The sequence below is a fragment of the Polaribacter sp. Z022 genome, from assembly GCF_023555495.1.
Taxonomy (GTDB): Bacteria; Bacteroidota; Bacteroidia; order Flavobacteriales; family Flavobacteriaceae; genus Polaribacter.
On sequence record NZ_JALCZO010000006.1, the window covers coordinates 35,667 to 60,355 of the forward strand.

General features: G+C 27.4%; 28 protein-coding genes. 8 read left to right on the forward strand and 20 right to left on the reverse strand.

Annotated elements, in window-relative coordinates:
• Genes MPF13_RS12985 through rsfS form a run of 3 tightly spaced genes read right to left on the reverse strand, consistent with a single transcriptional unit; the run spans nt 1 to nt 2,964 of the window.
• The gene (locus MPF13_RS12985) at nt 1-585 is read right to left on the reverse strand and encodes a hypothetical protein (protein ID WP_249983188.1); all 585 of its coding nucleotides are present in this window, start codon (nt 583-585) and stop codon (nt 1-3) included.
• A gap of 18 nt (nt 586-603) precedes the next feature.
• Nucleotides 604-2,574 carry an ATP-dependent zinc metalloprotease FtsH gene (gene ftsH, locus MPF13_RS12990; protein WP_249983189.1) on the reverse strand — a complete coding sequence of 657 codons (1,971 nt, stop codon included), beginning with the start codon at nt 2,572-2,574 and terminating at the stop codon, nt 604-606.
• Between the two features lie 21 nt (nt 2,575-2,595).
• Nucleotides 2,596-2,964, reverse strand: coding sequence for a ribosome silencing factor (rsfS, locus tag MPF13_RS12995; protein ID WP_249983190.1), 369 nt, complete (start codon nt 2,962-2,964; stop codon nt 2,596-2,598).
• A gap of 86 nt (nt 2,965-3,050) precedes the next feature.
• On the opposite strand from rsfS, the gene MPF13_RS13000 reads away from it, so the two are divergent.
• Entirely contained in the window at nt 3,051-3,782 is a 732-nt protein-coding gene (locus MPF13_RS13000) for a biotin--[acetyl-CoA-carboxylase] ligase (RefSeq protein WP_249983191.1), read from the forward strand.
• On the opposite strand, the gene MPF13_RS13005 is transcribed toward MPF13_RS13000, so the two are convergent.
• Complete coding sequence (locus tag MPF13_RS13005; RefSeq protein ID WP_249983192.1) at nt 3,779-4,168, reverse strand: SRPBCC family protein; 390 nt, start codon at nt 4,166-4,168, stop codon at nt 3,779-3,781. The two genes, MPF13_RS13000 and MPF13_RS13005, sit on opposite strands and share 4 nt — an antisense overlap.
• Before the next feature lie 10 nt (nt 4,169-4,178).
• A complete protein-coding gene (pyrE, locus tag MPF13_RS13010) occupies nt 4,179-4,820 on the reverse strand; it encodes an orotate phosphoribosyltransferase (protein ID WP_249983193.1) in 642 nt (213 codons plus the stop codon).
• A gap of 7 nt (nt 4,821-4,827) precedes the next feature.
• Between pyrE and MPF13_RS13015 the strand changes: the two genes are divergently transcribed.
• The 3 genes from MPF13_RS13015 (at nt 4,828) to MPF13_RS13025 (ending at nt 8,292) form a co-directional block, all read left to right on the forward strand.
• On the forward strand, nt 4,828-5,424 hold the full coding sequence (locus MPF13_RS13015) for an NUDIX hydrolase (RefSeq protein ID WP_249983194.1): 597 nt from the start codon (nt 4,828-4,830) through the stop codon (nt 5,422-5,424).
• A 51-nt stretch (nt 5,425-5,475) separates the two neighbouring features.
• The gene (locus tag MPF13_RS13020) at nt 5,476-7,104 is read left to right on the forward strand and encodes a SulP family inorganic anion transporter (protein ID WP_249983195.1); all 1,629 of its coding nucleotides are present in this window, start codon (nt 5,476-5,478) and stop codon (nt 7,102-7,104) included.
• 126 nt (nt 7,105-7,230) lie between these two features.
• On the forward strand, nt 7,231-8,292 hold the full coding sequence (locus MPF13_RS13025) for a T9SS type A sorting domain-containing protein (protein ID WP_249983196.1): 1,062 nt from the start codon (nt 7,231-7,233) through the stop codon (nt 8,290-8,292).
• Here MPF13_RS13025 and MPF13_RS13030 read toward each other — a convergent pair.
• From MPF13_RS13030 to MPF13_RS13050, 5 genes are read right to left on the reverse strand one after another with little or no spacing between them, the layout of a single operon-like run.
• Nucleotides 8,289-9,395, reverse strand: a complete 1,107-nt coding sequence (locus tag MPF13_RS13030) for a lactonase family protein (protein WP_249983197.1) — start codon at nt 9,393-9,395, stop codon at nt 8,289-8,291. The genes MPF13_RS13025 and MPF13_RS13030 overlap by 4 nt on opposite strands.
• 2 nt (nt 9,396-9,397) lie before the next feature.
• A complete protein-coding gene (locus MPF13_RS13035) occupies nt 9,398-11,143 on the reverse strand; it encodes a M14 family metallopeptidase (protein ID WP_249983198.1) in 1,746 nt (581 codons plus the stop codon).
• A 6-nt stretch (nt 11,144-11,149) separates the two neighbouring features.
• Nucleotides 11,150-12,115 (reverse strand): toxin-antitoxin system YwqK family antitoxin, encoded by a 966-nt coding sequence (locus MPF13_RS13040; RefSeq protein ID WP_249983199.1) that lies wholly within the window; start codon nt 12,113-12,115, stop codon nt 11,150-11,152.
• Nucleotides 12,116-12,137: 22 nt separating this feature from the next.
• Nucleotides 12,138-12,596: a pantetheine-phosphate adenylyltransferase gene (gene coaD / locus MPF13_RS13045; protein ID WP_249983200.1), complete on the reverse strand. Its 459-nt coding sequence runs from the start codon at nt 12,594-12,596 to the stop codon at nt 12,138-12,140.
• Nucleotides 12,597-12,647: 51 nt separating this feature from the next.
• Complete coding sequence (locus MPF13_RS13050) at nt 12,648-13,622, reverse strand: D-alanine--D-alanine ligase (RefSeq protein ID WP_249983201.1); 975 nt, start codon at nt 13,620-13,622, stop codon at nt 12,648-12,650.
• A gap of 93 nt (nt 13,623-13,715) precedes the next feature.
• Between MPF13_RS13050 and MPF13_RS13055 the strand changes: the two genes are divergently transcribed.
• Nucleotides 13,716-14,273 carry a PASTA domain-containing protein gene (locus MPF13_RS13055; RefSeq protein WP_249983202.1) on the forward strand — a complete coding sequence of 186 codons (558 nt, stop codon included), beginning with the start codon at nt 13,716-13,718 and terminating at the stop codon, nt 14,271-14,273.
• Nucleotides 14,274-14,276: 3 nt separating this feature from the next.
• On the forward strand, nt 14,277-15,317 hold the full coding sequence (locus MPF13_RS13060; RefSeq protein ID WP_249983203.1) for an RluA family pseudouridine synthase: 1,041 nt from the start codon (nt 14,277-14,279) through the stop codon (nt 15,315-15,317).
• 10 nt (nt 15,318-15,327) lie between these two features.
• On the opposite strand, the gene MPF13_RS13065 is transcribed toward MPF13_RS13060, so the two are convergent.
• From MPF13_RS13065 to MPF13_RS13105, 9 genes are all read right to left on the reverse strand, one after another.
• Nucleotides 15,328-16,416 carry a bile acid:sodium symporter family protein gene (locus MPF13_RS13065; RefSeq protein WP_249983204.1) on the reverse strand — a complete coding sequence of 363 codons (1,089 nt, stop codon included), beginning with the start codon at nt 16,414-16,416 and terminating at the stop codon, nt 15,328-15,330.
• 150 nt (nt 16,417-16,566) lie between these two features.
• A complete protein-coding gene (locus MPF13_RS13070) occupies nt 16,567-17,019 on the reverse strand; it encodes a DUF6428 family protein (RefSeq protein WP_249983205.1) in 453 nt (150 codons plus the stop codon).
• 6 nt (nt 17,020-17,025) lie between these two features.
• Complete coding sequence (locus tag MPF13_RS13075) at nt 17,026-17,646, reverse strand: arsenate-mycothiol transferase ArsC (protein WP_249983206.1); 621 nt, start codon at nt 17,644-17,646, stop codon at nt 17,026-17,028.
• Nucleotides 17,647-17,661: 15 nt separating this feature from the next.
• Nucleotides 17,662-17,988, reverse strand: a complete 327-nt coding sequence (locus tag MPF13_RS13080) for an ArsR/SmtB family transcription factor (protein ID WP_249983207.1) — start codon at nt 17,986-17,988, stop codon at nt 17,662-17,664.
• 71 nt (nt 17,989-18,059) lie between these two features.
• Nucleotides 18,060-18,965, reverse strand: a complete 906-nt coding sequence (locus MPF13_RS13085) for a hypothetical protein (protein ID WP_249983208.1) — start codon at nt 18,963-18,965, stop codon at nt 18,060-18,062.
• 4 nt (nt 18,966-18,969) lie between these two features.
• Nucleotides 18,970-19,452 carry a hypothetical protein gene (locus tag MPF13_RS13090; protein ID WP_249983209.1) on the reverse strand — a complete coding sequence of 161 codons (483 nt, stop codon included), beginning with the start codon at nt 19,450-19,452 and terminating at the stop codon, nt 18,970-18,972.
• A 50-nt stretch (nt 19,453-19,502) separates the two neighbouring features.
• On the reverse strand, nt 19,503-20,378 hold the full coding sequence (locus tag MPF13_RS13095; RefSeq protein WP_249983210.1) for a hypothetical protein: 876 nt from the start codon (nt 20,376-20,378) through the stop codon (nt 19,503-19,505).
• 72 nt (nt 20,379-20,450) lie between these two features.
• A complete protein-coding gene (locus tag MPF13_RS13100) occupies nt 20,451-20,987 on the reverse strand; it encodes a hypothetical protein (protein ID WP_249983211.1) in 537 nt (178 codons plus the stop codon).
• Nucleotides 20,988-21,028: 41 nt separating this feature from the next.
• Complete coding sequence (locus MPF13_RS13105) at nt 21,029-21,568, reverse strand: RNA polymerase sigma factor (RefSeq protein ID WP_249983212.1); 540 nt, start codon at nt 21,566-21,568, stop codon at nt 21,029-21,031.
• Between the two features lie 205 nt (nt 21,569-21,773).
• Here MPF13_RS13105 and yaaA point away from each other — a divergent pair, with 205 nt between their 5' ends.
• Nucleotides 21,774-22,532 (forward strand): peroxide stress protein YaaA, encoded by a 759-nt coding sequence (gene yaaA, locus MPF13_RS13110; RefSeq protein ID WP_249983213.1) that lies wholly within the window; start codon nt 21,774-21,776, stop codon nt 22,530-22,532.
• On the forward strand, nt 22,533-23,180 hold the full coding sequence (locus MPF13_RS13115; protein WP_249983214.1) for a SanA/YdcF family protein: 648 nt from the start codon (nt 22,533-22,535) through the stop codon (nt 23,178-23,180).
• Nucleotide 23,181: 1 nt separating this feature from the next.
• Here the strand turns inward: MPF13_RS13115 and MPF13_RS13120 are convergent, their stop codons facing one another.
• Nucleotides 23,182-24,606, reverse strand: coding sequence for an L-serine ammonia-lyase (locus MPF13_RS13120; RefSeq protein WP_249983215.1), 1,425 nt, complete (start codon nt 24,604-24,606; stop codon nt 23,182-23,184).
• Between the last annotated feature and the right edge of the window lie 83 nt (nt 24,607-24,689).

Here is a 24,689-nt window from a genome sequence, read left to right on the forward strand (position 1 = left end):
TTATAAATCTTCTAATAGCAGCAAATATAAGTTTTTTGAATTACTGTTTCCATAGTTTAAGAAATTATCATCATTTTTATTGATGTTGTAATTTTTTATGGCAGATATATTTGTTGGTAAATTTTCTTTATGATGAATTTTTATACCTGTTAAACCTTGCCCCATATCTTTAACCAACTGACTTGTAGTTGCATAAACAACAAAATTTTGAGACATTGTAGATAACTTTACACTTTTTAATTGATTTGAAGAAAATAAAATATCTCCATTATCTGCAATTAAATGCTCACATTTTAGAAAAACAGGAATTTCAGAATTGAAGTTTTTATTTATTTTAACTTCATTTTTATCTAAAAAAGGATGTAAACCTTCATCTAAAACTGTTAATTGAGTCCAATTATTCTCTTTAGAAATATTTTTTAAATTGTCTATAACTTCAGATTTCTTTAAACAATAAAGAAACTTACCTCCTTTTTCAACAAAATTATGTACAAATAAATCGTCTAAAGACAGATCTACTTCTTGTTTTTTTATTTCTTTCTCCTCTTGATCAGGAATATTAAATAACTTTTTAAAAAAATTCATTAAATTAAAGATGTTTTGTTATTCCTCAGTATTTTTTTCTACTGGGGGAATATTTTCTTTTTCTTCAATTACTTTTTCTTCAACCTCTCCAAAAGGTCTTTTTCCAAATATTTTTTCTAAATCATCTTTAAAGATAACCTCTTTTTCTAATAGTAATTCTGCAAGTGTAGTTAATTTGTCTTTATGTTCTTCTAACAAATTAATTGCTCTTATATATTGTCCTTCTATAATTTCAGAAATCTCTTTATCTATTTTCTTACCTGTATCTTCGCTATAAGGTTTTACAAAACCATCATTTCCAGAAGAATCATAGTATGTTATATTACCTACTTCTTCATTTAAACCATAAACGGTAACCATAGCTCTAGCTTGTTTGGTAACTTTTTCTAAATCACTTAAGGCTCCTGTAGAAATTTTATCAAACATCACTTTTTCTGCTGCTCTACCACCCATTGTAGCACACATTTCATCTAACATTTGTTCTGTTTGAACAATCATTCTTTCTGCAGGCAAGTACCATGCAGCTCCTAAAGATTGACCTCTAGGTACAATTGTAACTTTTACTAAAGGTGCAGCATGTTCTAGCATCCAACTAATTGTTGCATGACCAGCTTCATGAAAAGCTATAACCTTTTTTTCTTTTGGAGTAATTACTTTATTTTTCTTTTCTAAACCACCAACTATTCTATCTACAGCATCTAAAAAATCTTGATGATGAATTGCTTTTTTACCATTTCTTGCAGCAATTAAAGCAGATTCATTACACATATTAGCAATATCTGCTCCAGAAAAACCAGGAGTTTGTTGTGCTAAAAATTCAATTTTAACATCATCTGCTAATTTTAAAGGTTTAATATGAACTTCAAAAATTTCTTTTCTCTCATTAATATTTGGTAGATCTACATAAATTTGTCTATCAAAACGACCTGCACGCATTAATGCGCTATCTAATACATCTGCTCTGTTGGTTGCTGCTAAAACAATTACGTTTGTATCTGTACCAAAACCATCCATTTCTGTTAATAACTGGTTTAAAGTATTTTCACGTTCATCATTTCCTCCAGTCATACTGTTTTTACCACGAGCTCTACCAATAGCATCAATCTCATCAATAAAAATAATAGAAGGAGATTTTTGTTGAGCTTGTTTAAATAAATCTCTTACACGAGAAGCACCAACACCAACAAACATTTCTACAAAATCTGATCCTGATAAAGAGAAAAAAGGAACATCAGCTTCACCTGCAACAGCTTTAGCTAATAATGTTTTTCCTGTTCCTGGAGGTCCTACTAATAAGGCTCCTTTTGGAATTTTACCTCCTAATGAGGTATATTTTTCTGGATTTTTTAAGAAATCTACAATTTCTTGGACTTCTTCTTTTGCACCTTCTAAACCTGCAACGTTTTCAAAAGTTGTTTTTACTTTTGTGTCTTTATCAAATAATTTAGCTTTAGATTTTCCAATACTAAATATTTGACCTCCACCACCAGATCCTGCTCCACCACCAGACATTCTTCTCATAAAGAATAACCAAACAGCAATTAAAATTATAAATGGTAAAAAACCTAAAATAGTATCAAAAATACTAGTTCTATTTTCGTTTTTTAAATCGAAATCTAAACCATTAGATTGTCTTGCTTTTTCTATATTGTTTTCAAAATTTTGTAAATCACCAAAATTATATTCATACAATGAAGCTCCTTTTGTATAAAAAGTAGAGTTCACCATTTTTCTATGGCGATCTTTCTTTTGAGCCTCATCTTTAATATAAATTTGAGCTAAATTATTATTTACAACTACAATTCTAGAGATATCATTTTCATTTAAAATCTCATGGAATTCATTTTTTGAAATACTTTTAGTAGCTAAGTCTCCACTACTAAAAAATTGAACAGCTACAATTAAAATAAAAATTGCACCATAAATCCAGTACGCATTAAACTTAAATTTAGGCATATTTGAATTATTATCTTTTTTTGAATCACTCATTCTTTTTATAAAATAAAAAAATTAAACTGGATTTATTTCTGTAATTTTAGCATCACCCCAAAGACTTTCAATATCATAAAAATCTCTAACTTGCTTCTGAAATATGTGCACAACAACGTTTACATAATCCATTAAAACCCATTCAGAGTTATTCTGACCTTCTATATGCCAAGGTTTATCTTTAATTTCTTTACTTACCATTTTTTGGATAGAACCAGAAATTGCATTTACTTGTGTATTTGAATTACCAGAGCAGATTATAAAATAATCGCAAACAGTATTCTCAATTTCTCGTAAGTCTAATAACTGAATATCTTCTCCTTTTACTTCATCAATCCCTTTTATAATAACAGCAATTAATTCGTCTGTACTTACTTTATTTTTTGTCATTAACTTTTTTCTAATTTAACGCAAAGTTATTATTTTTTTGCGAGTATTTTATGTAATATTACAGTAGTTTACACTTTATTTAACACTTGAAAATAATCAAACTTAATGCCACTGATTCTACAAATTCTTTTTTAAAGGATTTGTCGCAAAATTCTACACTAGAAAATTACACAATTGTTGTTACAGAAAAACAAACTAAAGGAAGAGGTCAACTAAATAGTAATTGGGTTTCTGAGCCCTCTAAGAACCTTACATTTAGTGTGTTTATTAATTTTAACTCCCTTAAAATTATAAATAATAAGCATCTAAATTTTGCAATTTCTTTATCAATTTTTAACGTACTTAAGGCTAAAAAAATATTGAATCTTTTTATTAAATGGCCTAACGACATTCTGTCAGGAAATAAAAAAATTTGTGGAATTTTAATAGAAAACACATTTAAAGGTGACAAAATTAAGAATTCTGTAATAGGAATTGGACTAAATGTGAATCAAGAAATATTTCCAAATTTCCTAAATAAAGTAACTTCATTAAAATTAGAAACTTCTTTTGAATATAATTTAGATGAACTTTTAAAAGAAATAGTAATTGAAATTAAAAAGAATATTGAATTATTAGAATTAGAAAAATTTAAACTTTTAGAAGAAAAATATTTGGAGGTTTTGTACAAAAAAAACATCCCTACTATGTTTAAAAATAGTAAGGATGAAATTTTTATGGGTATTATTTCCGGTATTTCTATTAACGGAAATCTACAAATTCAATTAGAAGATGGTTCTATAAAAGAATTTGGAATTAAAGAAATTACTTTTCTTTAAAGGTTTCCAATATTTTCTGTAAGTGTATCTACAAATTTTGTTAAAGGCTTTTTAATCATCATTGACATCATTGGATTAAAATCTCCTTCAAAATTTAATTTTATTTCAGTTTTATTTTCAGATATTTCATTTAAATCTGCAGCTAAAGTAAATGGTAATTTACTACTTGCAGCTCCTAATGTTATATTAGAATATTCTGTTTTTTCTTTTAATACCAATCTAATTTCTGGCATTCCTGGTAATCCAAAAATAAAAGACTCTCCATCCACTTCAAATTTTTGGATGTTATCTGGCATTATTTCTTTAAAGTTCTTTAAATCTGTAAAAAAAACAAATACTTCTTTGGCAGATTTTTCTATTGTAACTGTATTTCCTTTTATATTCATATATCTGTTTTTATTGTTTCCAAACACTTGGATTTTTTCTCCAATCATTTAAAGTAATTAATTCTTTATCTGTAATGTAACTACTATCTAAAGCTTGTTCTAACAAATTTTCATAATTACTTAAAGTAGTTAAACTAACTCCTTTTTCTTCAAAATTTTTGTCTGCAACATCAAATCCGTAAGAAAAAATAGCAACCATACCTTTAACTACAGCACCAGCTTCTTTTAAAGCTTCTACTGCATTTAAGCTACTATTTCCTGTACTAATAAGATCTTCAATTACTACAACATTTTGTCCGCTTTCTAAGTGCCCTTCTATTTGGTTTTTCCTTCCATGTTTTTTTGGCTCTGGCCTTACATAAATAAAAGGAACTCCTAATTCTTGAGCTACTAAAATTCCAATAGCTATTGCTCCTGTAGCAACACCTGCAATAACATCTGGTTTACCATATTCTAATTCAACAATTTTTGCAATTTCTTCTTTTAAAAAAACACGTACTGGTGGATAAGACAAGGTAATTCTATTATCGCAATATATTGGAGATTTCCAACCTGATGCCCAATTAAATGGTTCATTAGGGCTTAATTTTATTGCTTTTACTTTCAATAAAAGTTCAGCTGTTTTTTTTGCAGTATCTTTGTTTAAAATCATAAGGCAAATGTATAAAGTTTTTGTAAATGATACCCCAATTATTATCACTTCTTCATTAAAAAATGATAATAAATTTCCAACTTACTCATTTAAAAATGTAAATTTCAATGAAATACTGTTTAAATTAAAGCATAAAGATTTTTTAGGCATTAATTTACATTCTACTAATTTAGAAAATGATTGGAAAATTTTTACTAAAAATTTAAATATAATTCCTGCAGCTGGCGGATTAGTTTTAAATGATAAAAAAGAAGTTTTATTTATTTTTAGAAATGGTACTTGGGATTTACCTAAAGGATGGATTGAAAAAGGAGAATCTATAGAAAAAGCTGCAATTAGAGAAGTTGAAGAAGAATGTGGAGTGTTTAATCTTAATTTAATTAAACCATTATTAACTACATATCATATATATGAACAAAATGGATTAAACCTAAAAGAAACACATTGGTTTTTAATGTCTTCTGATTATAAAGGTAAATTAAAACCACAAATAGAAGAAGGTATAACTAAGGTTGATTTTAAAAATGAAGAAGAAAGTAAAAATGCTTTACTTAATTCTTACGAAAACATAAAATTAGTATATGATACTTACAAAGAACAATAGTATTCTAAAAAAACCTTCTATCTTTGCCGACTTGAAAAAACTACCAATATTATGACTGAATTTATTACTAAACGTGTAAAAAACGTAAGAAATGATGTGTTATCGGGTATTACTGTTGCTTTAGCATTAGTTCCTGAAGCTGTTGCTTTTGCCTTTGTTGCTGGCGTAGATCCTTTAGTAGGATTGTATGCAGCTTTTATGATTGGATTAATTACTTCGATTTTTGGAGGTAGACCAGGAATGATTTCTGGTGCTACAGGTGCATTAGCAGTTGTAATGGTTTCTTTAGTTGCAGAAGGAAATGCTATGGGTAATCCTGATGAAAATTTAGGTCTTTACTATCTATTCTTAACTGTAATATTAATGGGTGTTATTCAAGTTTTAGCAGGAGTTTTTAAACTTGGAAAATTCGTTAGATTAATTCCTCATCCTGTAATGATGGGATTTGTAAACGGATTAGCTATTGTAATCTTCTTATCTCAACTTGGTATGTTTAAACAAACTGTTGGTGGAGAAAAAGTTTGGTTAGAAGGAAATTCTTTATGGTTTATGGTTGCTTTAGTTGGTTTAACCATGTTAATTATGTGGGGGTTGCCTAAAATAAAAGCTACTAAAAAATTACCTGAAGCATTAATTGCTATTTTAGTTGTAACAGGAATTGTAATTTTTTCTAATTTAGATGTTGCTACTGTTGGTTCTTTTATTAGAGATGGTGGTGGAGAAGGTTTAAAAGGAGGTTTTCCTGTACCTGTATTAGAAACATTTTCTAATATTCCTATGAATTTCGAAACTTTAAAATTCATTTTTCCATATGCATTAATATTAGCTGCCATTGGTTTAATTGAGTCTTTAATGACCTTAAACTTAATTGATGATTTAACAGAAACTAGAGGTAATTCTAATAGAGAATGTATGGCTCAAGGTGGAGCAAATATTTTAACTGGTTTGTTTGGTGGAATGGGTGGTTGTGCTATGATTGGACAATCAATAATTAATATTAAAGGTGGTGGACGTGGACGTTTATCTGGTATTACTGCTGCAATTTTCTTATTAATGTTTATTCTTTTTGCTTCTTCTTATATAGAACAAGTGCCAATTGCAGCTTTAGTGGGTGTAATGTTTATGGTTGTAATAGGAACATTTGCTTGGTCTAGTTTTAGAATTATGAATAAAATACCAAGAACAGACTTATTTGTTCTAATTTTAGTTTCTTCTCTAACTGTAATTTTCGATTTAGCAATTGCTGTTATATCTGGAGTAATAGTAAGTGCCTTAGTTTTTGCTTGGGAAAATGCAAGAAGAATTAGGGCTAGAAAACGTTTTAAAGAAGATGGTACTAAAATTTACGAAATTTGGGGACCACTTTTCTTTGGAAGTATCTCTGCATTCAATGAAAAATTTGATATTAAAAATGATCCAGATAAAGTAGAAATTGATTTTGTAGAAGCTCGTATTTCTGATCATTCTGCAATAGAAGCAATTTTTGCTTTAGTTGAAAAATACAAGGCAGCTGGTAAAGAAATTACGTTAAAACATTTAAGTGAAGATTGTAAATTATTACTTTACAAATCAAGTCCTATTTTTACTGATATTATAGAAGAAGACATTGATGACCCAAGATATCATTTAGCTGCAAATCCTGAAGATTTTCCAAAACCTTTAGGTGAATATAAATTTTAAAACAAAAAATCCAGCTTAAGCTGGATTTTTTGTTTTAAAAAGAATTCATTCTAACTCGTTTGATAAAATTTAAAATCATTATTTTTATCACCTAAAATTGGTTAACCAATTTAAAATCAAAAAAAAATGAAATATTCTTTTTTAACTTCTTGCATTCTATTTTTCACAATTTATAATACTAACTCACAAGTTACCTTATCTGCAGATGGAGCAGGAAATACTTACGAGTTAATAAATTCTGTTTTTGCACCAAATTACAATGTTGTAGAAGTGCCAGATTGTAACCACACTAGTTTTGGAAGACATATAGATGAAACTTTTGACACTGAATTAAACAAAAATATATTTCGTTTTTTTATACATACTGCAAATGACAATGACAGATGTAAAAATTTTGACAGACAAAGAAATGAGATTAAAGCATATGACAAGAGTCCTGATAACTTATTAGGAATAGAAGGTGAAAATGTAATTTACAAATGGAAAATGAAGATTGATGCTTCTTTTCAAGCTTCACCAAACTTTACGCATTTACATCAATTAAAATCTGTTGGTGGCGATTATTCATCAATACCAATGTATACTTTAACTGCCAGAAAAGGTACACCAGATAAATTAGAACTTAGACAAACAAGTACAAACGACCAAGAAACTTTAAAAAAAGTAGATTTATCTCTTTTAAAAGGTCATTGGGTAGAAATCACAGAAAAAATCACTTATGGAGTAAATAGTTTTTATTCAATTGAAATAAAAAGAATAGACAATGGAACTATTGTTTTTAATTATGAAAATAACAATATTGACAATTGGCAATCTGGAGCAGAATTTGTAAGACCCAAATGGGGAATTTATAGAAGTTTAATTAATGTACAAGACTTAAGAGATGAAGAAGTTTTATTTGCAGACTTTAGTGTAGAAGAAGTAAATACACTATCTGTAAATGATTTAAAATTAAATAAATTTAAACTAACACCAAACCCAGTAAGCACAGAGTTTTATTTAAATAAAGAAACTCAAAACAACTTTAATAGTATCTTAATTTATAATGTTCTTGGAAAATTAGTTGAGAAAAGAAATAACATAACTAGCAAAAAAATAAACGTTTCTAATTTAAAAAAAGGAACGTATTTCTTTATTTTTAAACAAGATGAAAAAATTGTAAGTAAAAATACAGTGCTAAAAAATTAAAATAAAATACATACTGGCATGGATACTGATGTTTCACTAACAAAATTTAATTTACCAGTTTCTGAGTTACGTTTAAATACAACAATATTATCTGTATCTTGATTTGCAACTAGCAAAAATTTTTCATCAGGAGATAAAGAAAAGTTACGAGGACTTTTTCCAAAAACAGATTCATAATCTATTGTTTTTAAATTACCATTTTCTAAATTCACTTCATAAATTACAATAGATTCATGACCTCTATTAGAAGCATATAAAAACTTACCATCTTTAGAAATATGAATGTCTGCAGCATTACTATAATTCGTAAATCTTTTTGGCAGTGTACTTATTGAAGAAGCTACATAATAAACTCCTTCTTTTTCTTTTATTAAAGAAACCGTATTATTTAATTCGTTTAAAACATAAATCCATTTGTTATTAGGATGAAAAGTTAAATGTCTTGGTCCTGATCCTTCTGCCATATCAAGAGTTTTCTGATTGGTAAAAATCAATTCATTTTTTTCTTCTTCTATTTTAGAAAACCATAATTGATTGGTACCTAAATCAACAGAAATAATTTCTTTTTTATTAGGATGAAACCAAGCTGAATGTGCATGAGGAGCTTTTTGTCTATTCGTAGTTCCTTTACCTATATGTTGCTGTACATTTAATAAAGAAGAAAGAACTCCTTTATTATTTAAAGTTAAATTGCCAACATTACCTCCTGTGTAATTAGCAACTAAGACTTGGTTTTTATCATTAATTGTAATAAAACATGGATGAGCACCTCCTGATTTTGATACACTTAATAAACTTAAAGAATCTTTTAAAATTTCGAAAGATTTTACAAAACCAGTTCCATCTTTATCTGTTTCATCAACAGACAAAAGCACTTTATTATCTTTAGATTTCGCTAAAAAAGATGGGTTTTCTGTTTTGGCTACTAAACCAATTTCTTTTAAAAAACCTTCTTTAGAAAGTTCATATTTATAGATTCCTTTTGACTCTTTTTTTGTGTAAGTACCTACATAAAAAGTAGTTCCTAATTTTTCTTTTTTTGAAGAGACTTTAGAACATCCTAAGAAAAAAATCATAATTAATAAAACCGGAAAAGTTTTCATTTTTAAAATATTTTAAAAACTGGCAACCTTAAGTGTGCAGTTTCGTAATAAGCAGAATTTTTATAAATAAAGTTTAATTGCATTCTTGGATTCTCTGCAAACTTTATATCTGATTTTAATTTTTCTTCAAAAGCTTTTTTAATTTCTAGATTTGATATTAAAATCTCTTCTGCAATATCTTCAAAAACATAAGAAGAATAACCTTCTTTTTGTTGTAAAATAGTATCGAAAAAATTCCAATTAAAAAACGAATCTGTTGCTTCAGCTTCTAACGTTTCTAGCAAATAACGAACTCCAGGTTGATTGGTTTCTATATACAAATCTCCTTTTCTAAATTTAATTTCTTTTTTTGAAGAAGACACAGTTGTATTATAGTGTAAATAGTGCCCTTCATACGCATTTGTTCGAGTTTTAAAATCTAAAATATGATTTACCTCAACAGTGATTATTGTATCATTTTTCAATTTAGAAAACTGTATGTTATTATTTTTTAATCGATCTAAAACCTTATGCCAACCTTGTTGTAAAATATATGCTTTAGGAATTTTTATAGATTTACTTTCTACAAAATTATTGTAATACTTAATTGGTTTGGTATAAGGCTTAGCAGTATCGTAAAACAATCGTTTTCCATTGGTTACTTTACTTTCTATATATTCTCCTTCAAAACCTTTAAATTGCAATTCAGTTGGATTTTCTTTATCAACTTTAAAAGCAATTGGATATGTATTTTTTGACAACACTTCTGCTACTGCATTTTTACGAAGTTCTTTAATTTTACTTGAGTTTTCTTTGGTAAAATCTAATGCAGAAAATAACAATTCATAGGTTTGTTCAACTCTAATTTTATATGGTTTTAACATGTGTGTTTCTACCATTAAACCTAAAGTATTAAACAAAGTAGTGTACCCTGTAGAATATCTTGGGGAGTCAAAAAACTGAGAAAATCCTGCTTCTGGAGTTGTACCCCAAACATTTACATAAGGTGTAATATCAATATTTTTTTTTAATAAAGATTTCTCTAAACTTGGTCGCATTTCATTTTCTAAAAAAATGCCTAACTTACCTCCTAGTTTGTTATGTTGTGTAAATAAATGAGTAATTGCATATTGATAATCTGCACCATTACTTACGTGATTATCAATAAATACATCAGGATTTACAGTATGAAAAATTTCTGCAAAAGCTGCAGCATTTTTTGTGTCTTGCTTTATAAAATCTCTATTTAAATCATAATTTCTAGCATTTCCTCTAAAACCATATTCTTTTGGTCCATTTTGATTTGCTCTTGTATGAGAATTTCTATTTAAAGCACCACCAATATTATAAACAGGAATTACACAAATAATTGAATTTTTATATTTTTCTTTTAAAGAATCGTTTTTTACAATATCTCTAATCAACATCATAGAAGCATCTATTCCATCAGATTCTCCTGGATGAATTCCGTTATTAATTAAAATTCTGTTTTTTGTAGATTTTTTTATTTCACTAACATTATAAATTTCTTCTTGACTGTAAACTACCAAGTGTAAAGGTTCTCCAGAATCTGTTTGACCAAACGAAAAAAGAGAAACTCCTGCAAATTCTTCGTCTAAATTTTTATAAAACGAAATAACTTCATTGTATTCATTAGTTTCAGTTCCATTAGATTTTTCAAAAAGTGTTGTAAAATTTTTAAGCTTATCAGTTTTATTTCCACAAGAAATTAAAGTTGAAATTGCAAATAATATTAGAATTTTTTTCATATAAATCTATTCTGTAAAACGTAAATTTAAAGAATAAGTAGAATTATAAGGTTGACCTCTTTTCTTTGCAGGTGTCCAACCATTCATCTCTGAAAGTACTCTTTTAACTTCTGTATTGTAATCTACTGTTAACCCTCTAATTATATTTACCTGCCCCACAAAACCTTCTTGAGTTACTAAAAAATTTACATATATATCTCCAGCAATTCCAGCAGTATTAGAATTAAAATTTTTATCTACATATTTTCTTACAGCACCATTGTCTTTTTTTCTATAATATGCAGATGTGTTAACTTCTTTATAAGTAAAACTATCACCTGCTGAGTTCCAACTTTTTCCATTAGATAATTTTCCTTTCTTATATGTTTCTTCATACTTTTTAACTTTTCCATCAAAAGCAGTCCACAAACCATTTTTTAAACCATTTTTATAAGTTCCTTTTTCAAAAAGACCTTCACTATTTGTAAATTGAGCAAAACCATTTCCATCAATTACTGTTTGTTGTCCTTTCTCATCCCAAAAATTCATCACTAAGTTTTCAGTTTTATCACTAAAATAACTTTCATTTGAAGTTTTTTCTTCTGATTTTTTCTTACCATTTTCATAGTAATAACTCCAAATTCCTTTTCCTTTATGGCCATTAACTGTTTTTCCTTCAGAAGCTTTGTTTCCGTTCTTGTAATAAGACACGAAATCTCCATTAGCTTTTAGCAGCTGTAACCCATTGGTTGTAAATTTAGAATCTAAAACATATTCATTTTTAGAATCGTCTAATAAAAATTTCTCAACTTTAAAAACATTACTATTTTTACCAACATTTGTTTCTTTTAAAACCACCAAAGTACTTGTTTTCACATATGTAGCTCTATTGTTTACATAAAATATTGTGTCTCCGACCTTGTAAAAAGATGATTGAGCATATCCTACAATCATCATCATCATTATGATTGCAGTAATTAAAAATTTTTTCATTTTTTGTTTTTGTTTTTGTTAATTATTTTTTTACTCTAACACTTTCTGGGACTAACTTGGTGTAATCTCCATTATTTCTAATAACATCTCTAACAATTGATGAAGAAATAAATGAAGTACTTGCAGCTGTTAGTAAAAAAACTGTTTCTATAGTTGAAAGTTCTCTATTAGTATGTGCAATTGCTTTTTCAAATTCAAAATCTGCTGGATTTCTTAATCCTCTTAAAATAAAATCGACTTCGTTTTCTCTACAAAAATCTACAGTTAAACCTTCATATGTAACAACTTTTATTTTAGGATTATCTGCAAAAGACTCTTCAATAAAACGCTTACGTTCTTCTAAAGTGAACATGTATTTTTTTGAAGAATTTACTCCAATTGCAATAATAAGTTCATCAAACAAAGTAACTCCTCTAGAAATTATATCATGATGACCTAAAGTAAATGGATCAAAAGATCCTGGAAAAATTGCTCTTTTCATATTCTAAATAATTAAGGATTCACTTTAAAATTACACTAATATACAAATCATCTATAAAAGAGCAGATTCAATTGCGTTTTCAAACAATTCTTTTAACGAAATTCCTGCTATTTGGGCTTGTTGTGGCAAAATACTTTCTTCTGTTAAACCTGGTACTGTATTCATTTCTAAAAAATGTGGTTCTCCTTTTACTAAAATATATTCTGATCTAGAAAACCCAGACATATTTAAAACCGAATAAACTTTTTTAGCAGTTTCTTCAACTTTAGTTTGCTCAACATCAGTTAATCTTGCTGGTGTAATTTCTTCTGATTTTCCTTCATATTTTGCTTCATAATCAAAGAAATCATTCTCAGTAACTATTTCTGTAATTGGTAAAACTTTTACCTTTCCTTTATATTGAATAACACCAACAGAAACTTCTGTTCCGTCTAAAAACGATTCAATTAAAATCTCTGAATCTTCTTTGTATGCTTTTTCTATTGCTGGTAAAATTTCTTCTTTTGTATGTGCTTTTGATATTCCATAACTAGAACCAGCATTATTAGGCTTTATAAAACAAGGTAAACCTACTTTATTAATAATAGCTTCTAAATTAATTGTATCACCTTTATTTAAATAAATAGAAATGGCAGTTTTAATACCATATTCTTTTACAACACTTAAAGTATCTCTTTTATTAAAAGTTAAAGCCATTTGATAAAAAGGGGCAGATGTATATTTTAACCCTATTAAATCTAAATACGCTAATAACATTCCATTTTCTCCTGGTGCTCCATGAATTGCGTTAAAAACACAATCAAAAGTGATTTTTTTATCGTTTAAATTAAAAGAAAAATCGTTTTTATTAATTACAAACTCATTGTCTTTATCATCTAAAGCAACCCATTTTTCTTCTAAAATATGTACTCTAAATGCATTGAATTTCTCTTTATCTAAATGATTATAAACTACATTTCCACTAGTAAGAGAAATATTAACTTCGGATGAATACCCACCCATAACAATTGCGATGTTCTTTTTCATTGATTCTAAAAATAATAAAACAAATTTATCAAAATAAATATAGAAATAGCAACGTTTACTTTTTATATCTTTGTACGTTCTAAAAATCAAAAAATGAGTCTTTTTCAATTTATTAAAAGTAAATCCTTCTTTTTACAAGTAACTATTGCTATAGTAGGTTTATTGGTATTTATTTTTGCCTTAAAATTTTGGTTAGGTTTTTCTACAAACCACGATCAAAAAATACAAGTACCTAACTTACATAAAATGTCTTTAGAAGAAGTAGACAGAAAGTTAAAAGAATTAAATTTAGACTATATTGTTATAGATAGCGCAAGTTATAACCCAAATTATCCAAAAAAATCTGTAATAGAACAAAGCCCAGAAACTGGTGATTTTGTAAAAGAAAAAAGAAAAATTTATTTGACTCTAAACCCATCTAAATACAGAGATGTTACCATACCAGATTTAAACGGAAAAACAAAAAGACAAGCAATTTCTCAGCTAAAATCTAAAGGATTAAATGTTGGTACTAATTATACTTTTGTTAATGATATTGGTAAAGATGTTGTAAGAGGATTACGTTACAAAGGAAAAATTATAAACTCTGGTGATAAATTACCACTAAATTCTATAATAGATTTGGTTTTAGGTGATGGAAAAGAAAACTAAATAATGCAAGAAAACCAACCCAAAGAAATAGAAAACGACGATTTATACGAACATCATAGGTTTACTGCTAGTGAAGGACAAGTGCCTTTAAGAGTAGATAAATTTTTGATGAATTTTGTAGAAAACGCAACAAGAAATAAAGTACAACAAGCTGCTAAAGCAGGAAATGTATTGGTAAATGATGTTGCTGTAAAATCGAACCATAAAGTAAAACCAAATGATGTTGTTAGAGTGGTTTTATCTTATCCACCAGCAGAAAACTTATTAGTTGCAGAAGATATTCCTATTGATATTGTATATGAAGATGATGCTGTAATTGTAGTTAACAAACCAGCAGGAATGGTTGTTCATCCTGGTCATGGAAATTACTCTGGAACTTTAGTAAATGGGTTAATTCATCATATAGAAAATTTACCAACCAATTCTAATGAAAGACCAGGTTTGGTTCATAGAATTGATAAAGATACTAGTGGTTTATTAGTAGTTGCAAAAACAGAATTTGCAATGGCACATTTGTCTAAACAATTTTTTGACAGAACTACAGAGCGTTTATATTATGCATTAGTTTGGGGAAATATTGAAGAAGATGAAGGTACAATTGAAGGTAATATTGGACGAAGTTTAAAAAATCGTTTGCAAATGGCTGTTTTTCCTGATGGTGAATTTGGAAAACATGCAGTTACTCATTTTAAAGTTTTAGAAAGATTAACATACGTAACCTTGGTACAATGTAAGTTAGAAACTGGAAGAACCCACCAAATTAGAGCTCATTTTAAACATATTGGTCATACACTTTTTAATGACGAACGTTATGGTGGAAATGACATTTTAAAAGGAACAACTTTTACCAAATACAAACAATTTGTACACAATTGTTTTAAAGTTTTACCAAGACAAGCTTTACATGCTAAAACCTTAGGTTTTACACATCCAAAAACTGGAGAGTTTATGCAATTTAACTCTAAAGTGCCAAAAGATATTACAGATTGTTTAGAAAAATGGCGCACTTATTCTGAAAACTCTAAAGACGTAGAATTAGAATAAACATTCTTTTTTATTCTTTATCAGAAGGTGTTTTTTTATGCCAATAAGATGCTAAAACAGATCCTGTAATATTCATTAAAGGGCCAAAAACTGCAGGAGCTAATCCCATTGTTGCTATTTTACCCAAAGAATTTGCAATACCTGAGGCTAAACCTCCATTTTGCATACCAACTTCAATTGCAACTGTTCTTGCATCTTTTTTACTCAACTTAAATAAACGAGCATACCAATACCCAATGGTATAACCAGATAAGTTGTGAATTAAAACCAATATTAATAAAAGACCACCAATATCTAACAAACTATCTCTTCCTTTAGATACTATAATAGCTATAATAACGCCAATACCAATCATAGAAACTAAAGGCATTATTTTATTTAAAATTTTAGCCTTGTCTTTTAAAAATCTATTAAAAAGTAAACCTGCACCAATTGGTAAAATAATCATTTTAACAATTGTCCACATCATACTAATTATATCAATTTCTATATATTCACCAGCTAACAAACTCATTAAAACTGGAGTAACAAATGGAGAAATTAATGTTGCAATAGATGTTATTGTTATTGATAATGCAACATTAGCTTTAGCTAGATAAGCAATTACGTTAGACGCTACTCCACTAGGTGATGAACCTATTAATACAATTCCTGCTGCAATTTCTGGTGGAAAACCACTTAGTTCTGCCAAGAAATAACCAATAAAAGGCATAAAACCTAATTGAGCAGAAACACCAACAAAGACAGATTTTGGCGATTTAAAAACAGCAGCAAAATCTTTTATACTCATAGAAACTCCCATTCCAAACATTATAATTTGAATTAAAGGAACTACAAGATTGGTAAATTCAAATCCTTTATACTCTATAAATAAACCTGGAAAATAAAATGCCATTACAATTCCTGCAAATAATAACGATGTAAATACATAGCCATTTAATGCTTTATATCCTTTAAATCCTATTGCTAAAAAACAGAAAAATGCAACTAAAGGGATTCCTGAATGCTCAATTTTACCAGAAAAAATAAAGACTAAACTAACTATAAATAATAGTGAAGCAATTACTAATGAAATTGAATGTAAATTGTATTTTTTCATAAATTTAAATAATACTTTTAACTTTATATTTTAGCAATAAGATTTATTTTACTAAAATTTAGTGTCTAATTTAAGTTAAAAGTTTTATGTAAAAAAAAATGTTGATTTAAAATTAAATCAACATTTTTAAAAGCTTATAATTAATATAAATTAACAGCAACCAGAACTTGGGCTACAACAAGAACTTTCTTCAGTAACTTTTTCTTCTGGAATGCCACATGCATCTATTGCTAAACAAGCGGTTGCTTTGTTTGTTAACAAAAAGTTTGTTCCATTAAAATCTAAATTATATTTACCAATTGTTTCTTTACCTTGGTATTCTACTTCAATTTCTAAATCATCAAACTTAAAAATTCTGTCAGACAATTCTATAATATGCACTAATTTTTCTGGATGTAATCTATGATCATAATCGTTAGCTTCCCATAATTGAAAATTAATAACGGTTTCACTTCTTACAACTCCACCACAATCAATAAAATCTTTGGTAATTTTACCAACTTCTGTAACATGAAAATGACTAGGAACTAATTCTCCATTTGGTAATTGAAAAGCAATTTTATCTAACTTGCTTAAATGATTTTTTATTTCTGATAATTTCATAATAAGTTATTTAATTTGTGAAAAAACATACAACATTTCAGTTGCTATTTGTAGGCTTCTTTCTGCGTACTTTTCTGTTTGTTGATCTGTACCATCAAACATTTTTGGATCATCATAAGTAATTGGAATTCTTTTTTCTGCTCCAGCAATAAAAGGACAGCCTTGATCTGCACTTGAACAAGTTAAAATGGCTGCAAATTCTGAAACAGGGTTAAACTCATCATCATATTTTTTAGAAAAACCTATAATTGGATGAGAATTGTTATTAAATTTCACAGCATAAACAGGATTATTTATTTCTGATAATTTTAAAATATTAAATCCTTGGTTTGTTAATGTTTCTGCTACTTTTGGAAACATTGCTGTTGCTTCTGTACCTCCAGAATATGTAACTACATTTTTAATATTTAAATGAGTTGCTATTGTATGCGCCCAAATTTGTGATAAATGACTTCTTCTAGAATTATGAGTACAAATAAAATTGATTGCTATTTGGTTTTCATTGTCTTTTTTACCTTGAATAAAATCAACTAAAGGTTGTAAAACTTCTTTTCTTTTTTTTGTTATTGTTGTAACATCTAATTGAGAAATAGTGTTTTCTATTTTTTGATAAACTTTTTTTTCCATTTTAATATTCTGAATTTAACAACAGTTTTCTGTTGCATTTTTGCTTAAAAATTTATTTAATTTATTTTTTATTTCTTTAAATTTATTATCATCAATACAATAACACACACTTGTACCCTCTATTGTTCCTTTAATGATTCCAACTTTTTTTAATTCTTTTAAATGTTGTGAAATTGTAGGTTGTGCCAAACCAATGTCTTTTACTAAATCTCCACAAACACAAGATTTTAATTTTATAATAAAATCTAAAATTGCAATTCTTGCAGGATGACCCAATACTTTTGCTATTGCAGCAATTTCATTTTGCTCTTCTGTAAATATTTCTGACTTTGTTAAACCCATGTTTAATTTATTTATTGCAATATTACGATTAATATTTATAAATACTATTATCAAAATGTAAAAATTTAATATTATTTACTTAAATCGAATAAATATCCAACAGAAAGATTAAAGTAACTTGTGTTGTTAAGATCACTTTCATATTCTAAAGTATTAGGTAAATTAAGGTTGTAACCCAATTCGAAATCCCAAGATTTAAAAGAAAGAGATAGAGGTATATTTATTTGGGTGTTTAACAAATCGAACACATCAAAATTAAAGGTTCTTAAAACAGTTCTGTTTGCTAACGTAACTATTCTACTAATGGTTACATTTTGTTTAGCAATAACAAAATTTAATTTGGGTCTTAATCTTAATGCAAAATTATTTGTTCTTTTTAAAGTTAAATTTAAAAAACTACTAGAAACAAACTGGTAACTTTGTTCTGTACCAAATAAATAAGATGCAGATAAATTAGTACCAATTGTTCTTTTCTTATTTCTAATTCCTAAGCTTACATCTAATGAATTTGTAAATCCATCATAACCATCAGAATAAAAATATTTAGTATAACCCAAGTTATAATTTACAATTTTCTTTTTTCCTAAGGTGTTAAAATATCCTGCAGAAACACTTGTAAAATCCCAACTTGGAGCAAAGTTTTCGTAATAAATACCAGAAAAACTAGCATTAAACCCAGAAGAATGATAATAAGATATTTGAGGAATTAAATTAAACTGATCTGTGCCAGAATCTCTTCCAGAAAAATACGTATTGTTATTATAAGAAACAGAAGTATATAAAAAATTATACGTAAAATCGCTTTCTATTAATTCATCTAAAAATTGTTGATCATTAAAAAAAAGTTCGTCTAATAAACCATCAATTTCATCATCAGTTTTTTCTTGTGCATAAGAACAAAAAGAGGTTGCCATTGTAAACAATAGCAACCCAAATACTTTTATAGCTTTTTTAATTTCCTGAAAAGGATGTATCATATTATTATTGATTACCTCTTACTCTCCATTTTTTTCCATCGTTAACATTATTCTGTCTAGGACCATCTCTTAACTCTCCCCTATCTTTAGATTTTCTAATTTTGTCTATTCGCTGTTTTAACATTTTACGTTGTTCTCCTGTTAGCGTTTTTCTAAAATTATCTCTTGTTTTTCTTAAGCGGATTTGTTGATTTCTTACCAAATCTTTTTGAGTAGCGCTAAAAGTTGCTAAAAGTTTAGTTCTAATTTCACTCTTAGAAATAGTTTTATCTTTTAAAATAGCTAATTGTTCTTTAGTAAGTGTAGCTTTAAATGCTTCTCTATTAGCTTTCATTACTTCTCTTTCTTTCTGCAATAATTCCCTTTGATCTTTTGTAAGTTCTTTGGTAATTAAATCATAATTAGAACTTTGAGCAAAAAGTGTTGTAGTATTAAAGAACATCAAACTCATAAAGCTAACTGTAAATATGATGGATTTTAATTTCATTTTAAATTTATTTTTACTCTTAAACATCTAAAGTACAAAATTACTATTTATTAATTACATGCTTCTTTTGCAGCAGCATATTCTGTTTCGTCATTAATGGTTGCTGTTGTACCATCTCTATAAGTAATATCTACAGGAAAATTTAAAACTGGTTTTACTGTATTGTCTGGGTTTGCTTTACACCATTCTCTTAACAATTTAAAGTCTTTTCTTACAGCAACATCTATTACAGATGCATCTGCCATTGTAAAACTAACTGGTAAAACTAATTTAAAACATTTTCTTTTATCTTTTCCTTTTCTACAAGAATCTTTAACAGCTTTTAACTCATCACTATCAATTAAAGTTTGTACTGTTCCATCTTCTAAAGTAACATCTACAGGATATACTAATTCTGGTCTTTCTGTAACATCAGGATTTGCTTCATACCAATCTTTCTTTAAACTCCAATCTTCTTTACTATTTAAAGTGATAGAAGTATTATCTGGCATAATTAAATCAATAGGAAAAACAAACTCAAAGCATTTGTGTCTTCTCTTTGTTCTTTTTTCGTTAGAATCTGCTAATTGTTTACCAGTTTTAGAAAAATATACATCACTATTTAATTCTTGTTTTGAAACGTCATCTGTATTTAAACCTACTTTGTACCCTAAATCTGAAGCAAAATTTACAGTTGTAATGTAACTATCTGCAAAATCATCATTTAAAACTGCAGTTGCTTCTGCAGGTAAACTACTTGCTTCTACTTTAATTGTTGATGCTTTTTCTATTTGAGTTATTAAAGTATCATCATCTGTTGCTACAGTTTCTAATCCTTCTGAATCTGAACAAGAAGTAAATAACAATGCTGATAAAATAAACGCACTAATTGATAAAAACAAAACACTTGATCTTAAAATGTTTTCTTTGGAAATTGAAGTTCTCATAATTGTAAATTTTTTAATTTTTAATTGTTTCTATTTACTTAGAACTAAGTTTTTTAAAATAGTTTGAAAATTTTATAAAATAATTGTTTCTATAAACTCATCATCTGTATAATTATCTAATAATGAATCTTCTACCATTAAAGAATTTAAAAATAAATCGTCCATTTTTTGTTCAGAAAGTTCAGCTTTTATAACAATTTCATTTATTAAAGTATTGTCTGCAAACAAATCTAATTCAGTGTCGTCTACTAATAATGAGTTAATTAAAATATCATCTGAAAATGAAAGAAGTTCTATACTTGAGTCTTCATCTAGCTTTGTATTAGAACTTTGTAACCAAATTGTTAAACTTAAAATAAACACCAAAGATGCTGCTACAGCATACCTAAACTTAGGTTGCATATAAAAAACTATTTGTTTTTTTGGAGTTGTTTTTATTTCTGATACTGATTCTTCTTTTATTTTATCTAAAATTGACATTTTAGATTTAGCAAAATATCCTTCAGGAATATCTGTTCCTAAATATTCTTTATGATGTTTAGAAATATCATTTTTAAAACCTTCTTTTAGAAAGCTTTTTTTATTGTTATTTTCTGTTGATTTTTTCATAATATATTAGTTAGACCCTACTTTTTGATAATAGTTTGGTTTTATAAAAATATTTTTTCTTCAATTGTTTTTACAGATGCATAATAAGACGATTTTAATGTACTTTCAGAAACTTCTAATATTTCAGAAATCTGTCTAAAGCTCATATCATCAAAGTATTTCATTTGAAAAATCCGTTTATTTTTTTCCTTAAATCCTTCAATTATTTTGTTTAATTTTTTTTGAATATCATCTCCATCAAAATATTCATCTTCAAACAAAACTTCTAAATGAGACTCAGAAACCTCATCAATATTATTGTAATTTATTTTTTTATTTTTTTCTAAAAAACGAATTGATTCATTGTAAGCAATTCTATACATCCATGTATGCAAACTACTTTTTTCTTGAAAATTTTGTATGCTTTTATAAATTCTAATAAATGTGTTTTGTAACACATCATCTGCATTTTCATGTGTAGCAACAATTTTTCTAATATACCAATACAAACGTTCTTGATAGACGTCAAGCAACTCACTAAAAGCTTTATCTTTTAGTGTAGGATTTTTTAACTTTTTTACAAGTTCTTTATCTTTACTCAAGTATTAGTTTGTTGGTTTCTATCTTTAGACCTAAGATAAATGATTTAGTTTGATTTTGTTTAAAAGTTTTAAAATTAAATACAATGTTCATCAGTTTTTTAAATAGTAATATAAATTTTAACTCCACTTTTTATTTGAAATCCTTTTCAATCATTTGTACATTTATACTTTGAAATTCACAATCAATTAATTTTAATTTCTTCTAATGAAAATCATTATTTCTCCAGCTAAATCTTTAGACTTTGAAAGTAAAGTGGTAACAAGTTTACACACACAACCTCGTTTTTTAGAACAATCTGAAAAACTAAATAAAAAGCTAAAAACAATTTCTAAAAAGAAATTATCTGAATTAATGAAAATTTCTGATGACTTGGCTAGGTTAAATTATGATCGAAATCAAGAATGGGAAACTCCTTTTACTTCAGAAAATGCAAAACAAGCTATTTATGCGTTTACAGGTGAAGTTTTTAGAGGTATTGATGTAAATTCTTTAGAAGAAGAAAAATTACCATTATTACAAAATAACTTAAGAATACTATCTGGTTTATATGGTTTGTTAAAGCCTTTAGATTTAATACAACCTTATCGTTTAGAAATGGGTACACGTTTAAAAGTTGGCAGAAGAGAAAATTTATATAAATTTTGGGATGACACTTTAGCTAAATCTTTAAATGAAGAATTAAATGATGATGAGTTGTTAATTAATTTAGCAAGTTCAGAGTACTTTAAAGCTGTACCTAAAAAAGTTTTAAAAGTACCTATGATTACTCCTGTTTTTAAAGATTTTAAAAACGGACAGTATAAAACCATCATGACATTTGCCAAAAAAGCTCGTGGATTAATGGTACGTTATATTATAGACAACAATGTAAAAACTATTGAAGAGTTAAAAGACTTTGATGTAGATAAATACCGTTTTTCAGAAGAAATGTCTACAGAAACAGAACTGGTTTTTACTAGATAAATGAAAAAAATTTCTTTCTTAAAACTTATTAAACTATCTATTTTATTAATTGTAATAGCTTTAGTTAGCATCTATTTTTCAAATAAATTAATTGAAAACAATGCAAAAACTAAAACATTTACATCAATTAAAAATATACCAAAAAATAAAGTAGGGTTAGTTTTAGGAACTTCTAAACTCTTAAGAAATGGTAACATTAACTTCTATTATAAATACAGATTAGAGGCTGCTATTAAATTATTTAAATCTAATAAAATAGCGTTTATCGTTATTAGTGGAGACAACAGTACTAAGAGTTATGATGAACCTACAGATTTTAAAAACGATTTAATAAAAGCTGGAATTCCAGCAAATAAGATATTTTTAGATTATGCAGGTTTTAGAACATTAGATTCTGTTGTAAGAATTAAAGAAATATTTAGTCAAAATTCTGTGACAATTATTTCTCAAAAATTTCATAATGAAAGAGCTATTTATTTAGCCGAACATTTTAATCTAAAAGCAGTTGGGTTTAATGCAAAAGATCTTTCTGGCAGATATGGTTTAAAAGTTCAGTTAAGAGAATATTTAGCAAGAGTAAAAGTTTTTGTTGATATTCTATTTAATATAGAACCTAAGTTTTTGGGTGATAAAATTAAAATTGAATAATCTAACAATCTGCTAAACCAACTGTTACAGCTAAACCTCCTTCAGAAGTTTCTTTGTAATTCTTGTTCATATCTTTGGCTGTTTCCCACATAGTATCAATTACTTTATCTAAAGGCACTTTTACTTCTTTAGGATTGGTTTCTAAAGCCATTTCTGCTGCATTAATTGCTTTTATTGCTCCCATAGAATTACGTTCTATACAAGGTACTTGTACCAAACCTCCAATAGGATCACAGGTTAAACCTAAATGATGTTCCATTGCTATTTCTGCTGCCACTAAAGATTGTGCTGGTGTACCTCCAAGTAATTCTGTTAAAGCTCCTGCAGCCATTGCAGATGACACACCTATTTCTGCCTGACAACCTCCCATTGCTGCAGATATTGTAGCATTTTTCTTAAAAATACTTCCAATTTCTCCTGCAGTTAATAAAAACTGTTTTATTTGATTAAAATCTGCTTCATGATTTTCTATTACCAAATAATACATCAATACAGCAGGAATAACACCTGCACTTCCATTTGTTGGTGCAGTTACAACTCTACCTAAAGATGCATTTACTTCATTAACAGACAAAGCAAAACAACTTACCCATTTTAAAATTTCTCTAAATTTTACTTCAGAGTTTCTTATAGCAGTAATCCATTCTGTTGGATTAGAATATTGAGCGTCTTTAATTAACTTTTCTTGAATGTCAAAAGCTCTACGTTTTACATTCAATCCTCCAGGAAGTATTCCTTTTGTATGACAACCAATGTACATACACTCTAACATTGTATCCCAAATTCTTTGCAATTCAAAATCAATTTTTTCTGCTGAATAGATTTCTAACTCATTTTTATAAACTATTTCCGAAATTAACATATTGTTTGTCTCACAATATTCCTCTAATTGCTTAGCTCTGTTAATTGGGTAAGGAAAATTTGTTTTATTAATTTCTATTTCTTCCTCTAAATTATTGTTTTCTTGTACTATAAATCCTCCTCCAATAGAATAATAGGTTTCTGTAGAAACTTCTTTTCCTTCATAAAAACCTCTAAATGTAACTCCATTAGAATGAAAAGGTAAAAACTCTCTATTAAAAACAATAGAATTTTTTAAAAAAGGAACTTTCTTACCTCCTTTAAAATACAATTCTTCTTGAGTATTTATTCTTTCTACTATAATAGCTATATCTTCAATTGGTATATATTCTGGATCAGCTTCACTTAATCCCAATAGTATCGCTAAATCTGTTGCATGCCCTTTTCCTGTTAAAGATAAAGAACCATAAAGGTCTACTTTAACAGCATCTATAGTTTCAAAAAGATTTGTTCTTCTTAATTCTTGTACCCATTCTTGTGCTGCTCTCCAAGGACCAAGAGTGTGAGAACTTGAAGGTCCTACACCTATTTTGAGCATATCAAAAACACTAATAAATTGCGACATTCGTAAAAATTATTCTTAAAATTGCTGTAAATGTAAAAAATCCAACTCAATTGAGTTGGATTTTTTTAATTTTATAAAAAAGA